The organism is Streptococcus sp. 339 (assembly GCF_013277285.1).
GTDB classification, from domain to species: domain Bacteria; phylum Bacillota; class Bacilli; order Lactobacillales; family Streptococcaceae; genus Streptococcus; species Streptococcus pseudopneumoniae.
The window spans coordinates 1-8,981 of sequence record NZ_VMMR01000017.1 but is presented as its reverse complement, the minus strand read 5'-3'; the positions used below and the strand labels follow the sequence as shown (position 1 = coordinate 8,981).

General features: G+C 38.5%; 7 protein-coding genes and 2 pseudogenes. 8 read left to right on the top strand and 1 reads right to left on the bottom strand.

Annotation, left to right across the window (positions count from 1 at the left end; translation table 11 throughout):
* Positions 1–138 precede the first annotated feature (138 nt).
* The 8 genes and pseudogenes from HT736_RS02295 (at position 139) to HT736_RS02255 (ending at position 8,604) form a co-directional block, all read left to right on the top strand.
* Positions 139–729 carry a 3'-5' exonuclease gene (locus HT736_RS02295; RefSeq protein ID WP_119948080.1) on the top strand — a complete coding sequence of 197 codons (591 nt, stop codon included), beginning with the start codon at positions 139–141 and terminating at the stop codon, positions 727–729.
* Positions 730–737: 8 nt separating this feature from the next.
* Positions 738–2,501, top strand: coding sequence for a glycerophosphodiester phosphodiesterase (locus HT736_RS02290; protein WP_172930705.1), 1,764 nt, complete (start codon positions 738–740; stop codon positions 2,499–2,501).
* A 429-nt stretch (positions 2,502–2,930) separates the two neighbouring features.
* A complete protein-coding gene (locus HT736_RS02285) occupies positions 2,931–3,221 on the top strand; it encodes a YSIRK-type signal peptide-containing protein (protein WP_007284790.1) in 291 nt (96 codons plus the stop codon).
* Positions 3,222–4,941: 1,720 nt separating this feature from the next.
* Positions 4,942–5,139 (top strand): annotated as a pseudogene (locus tag HT736_RS02280) (hypothetical protein); the annotation flags it as partial.
* Positions 5,140–5,166: 27 nt separating this feature from the next.
* Positions 5,167–5,583: pseudogene (locus HT736_RS11590) on the top strand (transmembrane domain-containing protein).
* 229 nt (positions 5,584–5,812) lie between these two features.
* Complete coding sequence (gene ccdA2 / locus HT736_RS02265) at positions 5,813–6,520, top strand: thiol-disulfide oxidoreductase-associated membrane protein CcdA2 (RefSeq protein ID WP_172930704.1); 708 nt, start codon at positions 5,813–5,815, stop codon at positions 6,518–6,520.
* Positions 6,521–6,531: 11 nt separating this feature from the next.
* Positions 6,532–7,089 carry a thiol-disulfide oxidoreductase-associated lipoprotein SdbB gene (sdbB, locus tag HT736_RS02260; protein WP_000757366.1) on the top strand — a complete coding sequence of 186 codons (558 nt, stop codon included), beginning with the start codon at positions 6,532–6,534 and terminating at the stop codon, positions 7,087–7,089.
* Between the two features lie 123 nt (positions 7,090–7,212).
* On the top strand, positions 7,213–8,604 hold the full coding sequence (locus tag HT736_RS02255) for an amino acid permease (protein ID WP_050219067.1): 1,392 nt from the start codon (positions 7,213–7,215) through the stop codon (positions 8,602–8,604).
* Here HT736_RS02255 and HT736_RS11585 read toward each other — a convergent pair.
* Positions 8,577–8,882, bottom strand: a complete 306-nt coding sequence (locus tag HT736_RS11585) for a hypothetical protein (protein WP_240154019.1) — start codon at positions 8,880–8,882, stop codon at positions 8,577–8,579. The two genes, HT736_RS02255 and HT736_RS11585, sit on opposite strands and share 28 nt — an antisense overlap.
* Positions 8,883–8,981 lie beyond the last annotated feature (99 nt).

The following is an 8,981-nucleotide window of genomic DNA, read 5'->3' as shown; positions in this document are numbered from 1 at the left end:
GAAGTCAGCTCAAAACATGTTTTTGAGGTTGCGGATAAAACTGACGAAGTCAGTAACTATATCTACGGCAAGGCGAAGCTGACGCGGTTTGAAGAGATTTTCGAAGAGTATAAAATAACAGTATAGGAGAGGTAGAAAATGGAACGATTAGAAGATTACATTGCTTTTGACTTAGAATTTAATCAGCACGAAGGACAAACACACTTGATTCAAGTATCGGCAGTGCGTTTTAGAGATGGTCAGGAAATCGATGCCTATGATTCCTATGTCCATACTAGTGTGCCTCTAAAGAGTTTTATCAATGGATTGACTGGGATTACAGCCGAAACCTTAAAAGATGCTCCTCCAGTTGAGAAAGTCTTAGAAGAATTCCAAGAGTTTGTGGGTTCTTTGCTGATGATAGGCTACAATGCTGCTAAAAGTGATTTACCTATTTTAGCAGAGCATGGTTTAGACTATAGCCAACAGTACAAGGTGGATTTGTATGATGAAGCTTTTGAACGTCGGAGTTCAGATTTACATGGTATTGCCAATCTCAAATTGCAAACTGTTGCCTCATTTCTTGGATTTCAAGGTCAGTCTCATAATAGTTTAGAGGATGCTCGGATGACGGCGCGTGTTTACGAATCCTTCTTAGAGTCGGATCAAGCTAGGGAATTGTTAGAGACAGAAAGTAGCTTATCAAACAATCCTTTTGGTGGCTTGGACTTGTCTCAATTATTTGACTAGGAGTGCCTATGAAACCTGAAAAACCTAAAAAATTGGGTCTTAAACAGATTTACCTCAATCTTGATAAAATCCTCTTTCTATTTTTCTTGATTTTTATGATAGTGGAGTATTTGTGGGTCCCATTCAATTCATGGTTGGCTAGTTTCTTATTAGATCAGACAGGTTATCTTTTTATTTCCTATAACAATGTCTTAGCCATCCTTACTCATTCTCCATTGATTAGTCTAGCTTTTTTAGCCTTGATTGTAATTAACCTTCTGGTTGCTTATTTTCAAATAGGACTCCTCTTTATTGGTGCTCGTCATCTCCTCTATCATGAAAAGCGAAGGCTAATTGAGTATATCCGCAAGGTTTTCCATGAAAGTTTTGGATTTATGAAAAAGCTAACTTGCGCTAAAGCCTTGTTTATCTTTTTCTATATAGCTATGCTTTTTCCTTTTATACGGAAAATGCTGAAGATTTATTATCTTAATAAAATCGTCATTCCAGAGTTTATCCAAGCTTATTTAGAAGATAAATATTGGATGTGGTGGCTGAGCATCCTACTTCTATCTCTTATCTTTCTCTATGTCTCTGTCAGATTGATGTTTGCCCTTCCGAAGATTGTATATGATCAGCTGACTGTTCGAGAAGCAGTGATGTTTAGCTTGGAGAAAACCAAGAAGAGAGTTACTTTTTATGCTTGGAATTTATTTTACATCTTGCTCAAAGCACATTTATTATTTTATCTTCCTTTGATTCCTTTATTATTGGCTCAAACTTTGGTAGATGATATCACTCAGAGAGAGTCTCTGATTCTTGGTATTTTGAATTTTGTCGTGATTAAAAATCTCTATTATATGGCTCTGACTTATTTTTTGGTTAAATTTGTTTCATTTTTGACAGGAAAGGAGCTGGATATGCTTCCTCGGAGAGAAAAAGATCACATCATGCGATGGGGAGTCATGACTTGTGCCAGTCTTTTCTTTGCCTTAGAAGGTTATATTTATCTGGAGGCTCCCATGGTTCATCTACCTCAGCTTATTTCTCACCGAGGGGTTTCCAATGCAAATGGGATTCAAAATACAGTAGAATCCTTGGAAACTACAGCACAACTCAAACCAGACTTGGTGGAGACGGACGTGCAGGAAACAAAAGATGGGCAGTTTGTCATGATGCATGATGCTAACTTGAAAAATCTAGCAGGTATCAATAAAAGTCCTCAAGACTTAAACTTGGAGGAGCTTAAAGGGATTGATATTTTTGAAAATGGCTACCAGACTAAAATTTCAAGCTTTGAAGATTATCTCAGTCGAGCCAACGAGCTTGGTCAAAAATTACTAATTGAAATTAAAACAAGTAAAAAAGATAGTCCAGACATGATGGACCGTTTTTTAGCCCGTTATGCTGCAAAGCTCAAGATTTATGGACATCAAATCCAGTCTTTAGACTACCATGTTGTCGAAAAAGTAAGACAGTATGATGCCGAACTGCCAGTTTATTTTATCATACCCTACAATTCTGTCTTTCCTAAAACAAGGGCGACAGGATATACTATGGAGTACTCGACCTTGGATGAATATTTTGTAAGCAAACTATGGACAACGGATCAGAAACTTTATGTCTGGACTGTCAATGATTCAGAAGCTATCAATAAATCGCTTCACTTAGGAGTAGATGGAGTGATTACAGATGATTTGGAAAAAGTTCAGTGGGAAATAGAAGTAGCCCAAGAAGATCCAGAATATACGGATTTGCTCTTGAAAAAAGCTCTGGAATTCTTTGAATTTTAGTAATAAAAAAGAGGAACAACTATTCCTTCCGTGATAGGTAAGTATTTTTCGGAGAGCCTGTTTTTTTATTTGCTGAGTCTAGGATAGTTCTTGCTGGCGATAGATAGCAAGACGAACAGCTTCTTTTGAATGTCATATAAATTTAAAATTTCTGAAAATAACGAAAAATATACTAAATTTACAAATAAGGAGCCTCTAAATCCTTTAAAATAAGAAATATATATATATATATAATCATCGATTTTCTAAAACAAAGTGAGGTTGAAGGAAGGGAACTAAGTTGATATAATGAAGTATTAGTAGACAATGGGCCTTTTTGTCATTTGTTTAAGATGAAAAAAGGTCATGTTTTCCTGTTTTTATTGCGAGTTGATGCCTGCATGAACATGGCTAGAGGAGCAAAGACAGGGTAGAAAGAAAGGAAAAACTATGAAACAGTTTAAAATGAATGAGCGTCAACGCTTTTCTATACGCAAGTTTTCAATTGGAGCAGTCTCAGTCTTGCTAGGGTCTGTCTTTTTTATAGCTAATCCAGCGACAGAAGTCCAGGCGGCGGAAGTAAATACAGAAGTGGTCAGTCAGGATGGAAATGGCAACACTGGGAATCCATCTGTCTTACCGCCATCAGATACAAGCAATCAAAATCTTAACGTAGAACAAGAAGGAGCTAAACCAAACACTCAAGAGACAGAGAAAAAAAGAGCCAGGAACTTCATCTAAAGATAGTGAAGGAAAAGCTAAGTCAACAGTAGAGAATAAAGGTGATGAAAAAGTTGATGGTGTAGTTAAACCTGTATCTGGTGAATTATCTACTGTGTCCGAGGTAGAAAAAGATAAAAAAGAAGTACAACCAGAGTTGGAAGAAAAATCCTCAATTATCAAAGAAGAAGCTAATAGAGAAGATAAGATAGATCAATCTCAAGAAGAAGATGGGGATCAGTTATATGATAAATTGATAGATGCATCTAAAAGATTGAAAGAATCCAATCCTGAGTCGGCAGCAGCTTTTAAAAACTTAGCAGATACTATCAACGAAAAGTTAGGACTTTCAGACGACGGAAAGATTTCTGGAGAACTTGTCGAAAAAGCTCACAAGTTACTAGATGGTAATCAAGTGATGATGTCAAAAAATGATAGTGAGGAAAATTCTGAGGAAAGAGGAGTTCATGTAAGAAAAAGACGGAATATAGCAGGATTAACAATTGGGAGATGGAATGCAGTACGTAAACAAATAGAAGTTTCTAATATACTAGTAGTACCAGGTGGAGATAGAGTATTTGGTAATATTTTGAAAATTAGTGCTAAATCAAATCATGAGAAAATTACTAGCATATCTGTAACTGGTCATGAAAACATGGGGTTAAAGGTCGAATCTTCTGTCAATGGGAGTGAAGCATCTTTGACTTTCGACGGAATTACTCCGCGCAGGGGTCAGTATTTATTGAATGTAACAGTAACTACTTCAAGCGGTAGTCAGACGACACAATTTGGATACTATCTCCCTTTTCAGAAGCCGACTATTAATACACCAAATGATAGTACAGATGCAAGTGTCCCGAGCTTAGCAGGTAAAGCTAATGAAAAACCTAATATTGATGTGACAATTCCTTATGTTCCTAAATTACCTAATGGCGCAAAGATGAAAGTATATTTGGTAACCGGAGGTTCGGATATTTCTAATTATGGAGGGAGTACGGATGGATTAGCTTATCCGGAAGGTTATAATATACTTGCCTCTAAAGATATATCTCCTAATAATGATGGGGATGGTTCTGCACGCCAAATTACTATTACCCAGTCTGATTATAAGTCTGGAGTTAATAAGATAGGAACAGATAAATTTAGAGCACTCACTGTTATCGAAGTAAATAATAACGTAAACGATGGTAATCCACGAGAACGTGGTTCCTGGTTTAGTGATGAAAGAAGAGCGACAGCACCAGTAGCTAAAGAAGCAACATCTGAAAAACCAACAGTTGCCTCTAGCGAAGCGAATGCCAATGTAACGGTAACACCAAGTGCGAATGCAGACCATGTAGAAATTAGCATTGGAAGCGACAAAGTTGTAGCTACGAAATCAGGGTCAAGCTGGAGCCTAACACCAACAAAATCAGGTGTCAGCATTGATGGAGTAAGTGGTGTTGTTACAATTTCCCATAATGCGGCTAGTGCAGGAACTCAAGTAAGTGCGACAGCTAAACATGGTAATAGTGAAGTTAGTGCTTCTTCAACACCAGTCAGCTTGCCATCAAAACGATATTATCCAATTCCCGATTCGTATAACGTAACATCGCAACCTTCTACTCCTACTCAGCCAGACCAAGGAGCTACTGAGACTCCAACAGCTCCATCTGAGCCAGCTCCACAACCGTCTCAACCAACTGCTTCGGGTCAACCTGCAAGTCCTGCTCCAGCTCCGACTCAAGCACCTAGAGCGGCAGCAAGTCCTTCAGTTAGCTCAACGAGCACACAAGCTCCAGCTCAAGAGCAAGTTGACAAGTCTGAACTTCGTGCCTTGACTCAAGAGTTAGACCAACGCTTGAAAGCTTTGGCAACAGTATCTAATCCGAAAATCGATGCAGCCAAGGCGGTCCTCCTAGATGCTCAAAAAGCTCTGGAAGATAGTGCCTTGACAGAGCAAGGTCTACGTACTGCAGTAGAGTCTGTGAAGGCTTCCTTGGACTCTCTCAAAGATGTGAAAGCAAATGCTAGCGACAGCAAGCCTGCACAGGACAAGAAGGATACTAAGCAAGGAACGGAAGATAGTAAGGATTCAGATAAGATGACTGAAACAAACTCAGTTCCAGCAGGAGTGATTGTAGTCGGTCTACTCGCCCTTCTAGGCGTGATTGCCTTCTGGTTGGTTCGCCGTAAGAAAGAGTCAGAAATCCAGTAATTAATCACGGAATTGACAAGAGTTCTTGGACAGCTAGATGCAGAAAAAGCGGATAAAAAAGTCCTTGCCAAAGCCCAAAACCTTCTCCAAGAAACCCTTGATTTCGTGAAAGAGGAAAATGGCTCAGCAGAGACAGAAGCTAAACTAGTAGAGGAGCTTAAAGCAATCCTTGACAAACTCAAGTAAAACATGATTTATGAAATGTCAGACCTAAAAGACATTTCCGTTCACAAAAGCAGCGACGAGTAACCCTTGTCGTTGCTTTTTGGCTATTTTGGGGATAAGATCCGCCTTGACTAGCGAAAGAAAAGATTAGTCCAATAGTGCCCGATACGATTTTGCGTAGCAGAAAGCTTACAAATAAAATTGAATATAGTAAAATAGGATTAGAAATCTTAAGAAAGTTGGTCCTTTATTGGAAACGATAGTATTTTCAATCTCCGTTTTTTTAGCAGGGATTTTGTCCTTCTTTTCCCCTTGCATTTTTCCTCTGTTACCTGTTTATGCTGGGATTTTATTGGATGATCAGGAAAGCGCAAAAAGCTTTTCTTTATTTGGGAGAAAGGTTCTCTGGTCAGGCTTGATTCGAACACTTTGCTTTATCGCAGGTATTTCACTCATTTTCTTTATTCTAGGCTTTGGTGCTGGTTACTTTGGTCATATTCTCTATGCAAATTGGTTTCGATATGTTATGGGAACAATTATTATCATTTTGGGACTTCACCAGATGGAAATTTTTCATTTTAAGAAATTAGAGGTTCAAAAAAGCTTTACTTTTAAGAAATCAGAAGCCAATCGTTATTGGTCAGCCTTTTTACTCGGTATTACCTTTAGCTTTGGTTGGACGCCTTGTATTGGTCCAGTTTTAAGTTCTGTTTTAGCGCTTGCGGCTTCTGGAGGCAATGGAGCTTGGCAAGGTGCTATCTATACTCTTATTTACACTCTGGGGATGGCTCTTCCTTTCTTGGTCTTGGCTCTAGCTTCAGGTCTAGTCATGCCTTATTTTAGTAAAATCAAACGTCATATGATGCTAATGAAGAAAATTGGTGGTTTCCTCATTATTTTAATGGGAATTTTGTTACTATTAGGACAAGTAAATGTTCTAGCTGGAATTTTTGAATAAAGGAGAAAATGATGAAAAAAGTAATGTTTGCTGGCTTAAGTCTCTTGTCATTAGTTGTATTGATAGCCTGTGGTGAGGAAGAAACTAAAAAAACTCAAGCCCCACAACAGCCAAAACAAGAAACGCCTGTACAGCAAATTGCTGTTGGGAAAGATGCTCCAGACTTCACCTTGCAATCCATGGATGGTAAAGAAGTCAAGTTATCTGATTTTAAGGGTAAAAAGGTTTACTTGAAGTTTTGGGCTTCCTGGTGTGGTCCATGTAAGAAAAGTATGCCTGAGTTGATGGAATTAGCTGCAAAACCAGATCGCGATTTTGAAATTCTTACTGTCATTGCACCAGGAATTCAAGGTGAAAAAACTGTTAATCAATTCCCACAATGGTTCCAAGAACAAGGATATAAAGATATCCCAGTTCTTTATGATACTAAAGCAACAACCTTCCAAGCTTATCAAATTCGAAGCATTCCTACAGAATACCTAATTGATAGTCAAGGAAAGATTGGAAAGATTCAATTTGGTGCTATCAGTAATGCGGATGCAGAAGCAGCATTTAAAGAAATGAACTAGAATCGATAAAAATCTGATTACAAGATGTAGTCAGATTTTTTTTTAGAAAAATATTTTATAAATAGTCACAAATCTCCTATATTTATGGTAAAATAGAATCATCATTTTATTTGGAGAAGAAATATGAATATATTTAGAACAAAGAATGTAAGTTTGGATAAAACGGAGATGCACAGGCATTTGAAGTTATGGGATTTGATTTTGCTGGGTATCGGAGCCATGGTAGGGACAGGCATCTTTACAATTACAGGTACTGCAGCTGCCACACTTGCTGGTCCAGCCCTAGTGATTTCAATCGTCATTTCTGCCTTGTGTGTGGGATTATCAGCCCTCTTTTTTGCAGAATTTGCTTCACGAGTACCTGCTACAGGTGGTGCCTACAGTTATCTCTATGCTATTTTAGGAGAATTCCCAGCCTGGTTGGCTGGTTGGTTAACCATGATGGAGTTCATGACAGCCATATCAGGCGTAGCTTCGGGTTGGGCAGCTTATTTTAAAGGCTTGCTCTCTCAATACGGGATAGCCCTTCCTCAGCCTTTAAATGGTACCTTTAATCCTCAAGCAGGGACATTTGTTGATTTATTGCCTATTCTTGTCTTGGTCTTGGTGACCTCGCTTGTTTTACTCAATGCTAAAGCAGCCTTACGCTTTAATTCTATTCTAGTTATTTTGAAATTCTCGGCTTTAGCTCTCTTTGTTTTAGTAGGAATTTGGCATATCAAACTTGATAATTGGAGTAATTTTGCTCCTTATGGTTTTGGACAAATCTATGGTGCTAGTACTGGTATTATGGCTGGTGCCTCCTTGATGTTCTTCGGTTTTTTGGGATTTGAATCCATCTCTATGGCTGTAGATGAGGTCAAGACTCCTCAAAAAAATATTCCTAGAGGGATTGTCTTATCGCTTTCTATCGTAACCATTCTCTATGCCTTGGTGACGCTTGTTTTGACTGGTGTGGTTCACTATAGTCATTTAAATGTCAATGATGCCGTTGCCTTTGCCCTTCGTAGCGTTGGGATCAGTTGGGCAGCCAACTATGTGTCATTAGTGGCTATCTTGACCTTGATTACAGTTTGTATCTCGATGACCTATGCCCTATCGCGTATGATTTACAGTTTAGCGCGCGATGGCTTAATGCCTGCCGCCTTTAAAGAACTAACGAAGACTAGCAAGGTACCAAAGAATGCTACTATTTTAACAGGTCTAGCTTCAGCAGTAGCAGCAGGAATGTTCCCTCTTGCTAGTATCGCAGCCTTCTTAAATATTTGTACCTTAGCCTACTTGATTATGCTAGCTTACGGCCTGATTCGCTTACGGAAAGAAAAAGGCATGCCCAAAGCAGGAGAATTTAAAACACCATTGGTACCCTTATTACCGATTTTATCAATCATCATTTGTCTATCCTTCATGTTGCAGTATAATATGGAAACTTGGATTGCTTTCCTAGTTGCTTTGTTGATAGGAAGTATTATTTACTTCACTTATGGTTATAAGCATTCTACCATAGAAGAATAATACTCTTCGAAAATCTCTTCAAACCACGTCAGCTTCGCCTTGCCGTATGTATGGTTACTGACTTCGTCAGTTTCATCTACAACCTCAAAACCATGTTTTGAGCTGACTTCGTCAGTTTCATCTACAACCTCAAAACCGTGTTTTGAGCTGACTTCGTCAGTTTCATCTACAACCTCAAAACCGTGTTTTGAGCTGACTTCGTCAGTTCTATCTGCAACCTCAAAGTCGTGCTTTGAGCAGCCTGCGGCTAGCTTCCTAGTTTGCTCTCTGATTTTCATTGAGTATATAAAGTGAGAATCTGTTGAGTTGTTGAAACTCAGCAGATTTTTATATGTGAAAGAAATTTCAAATTTTTTCTAAAAATATCTTGACAGCTT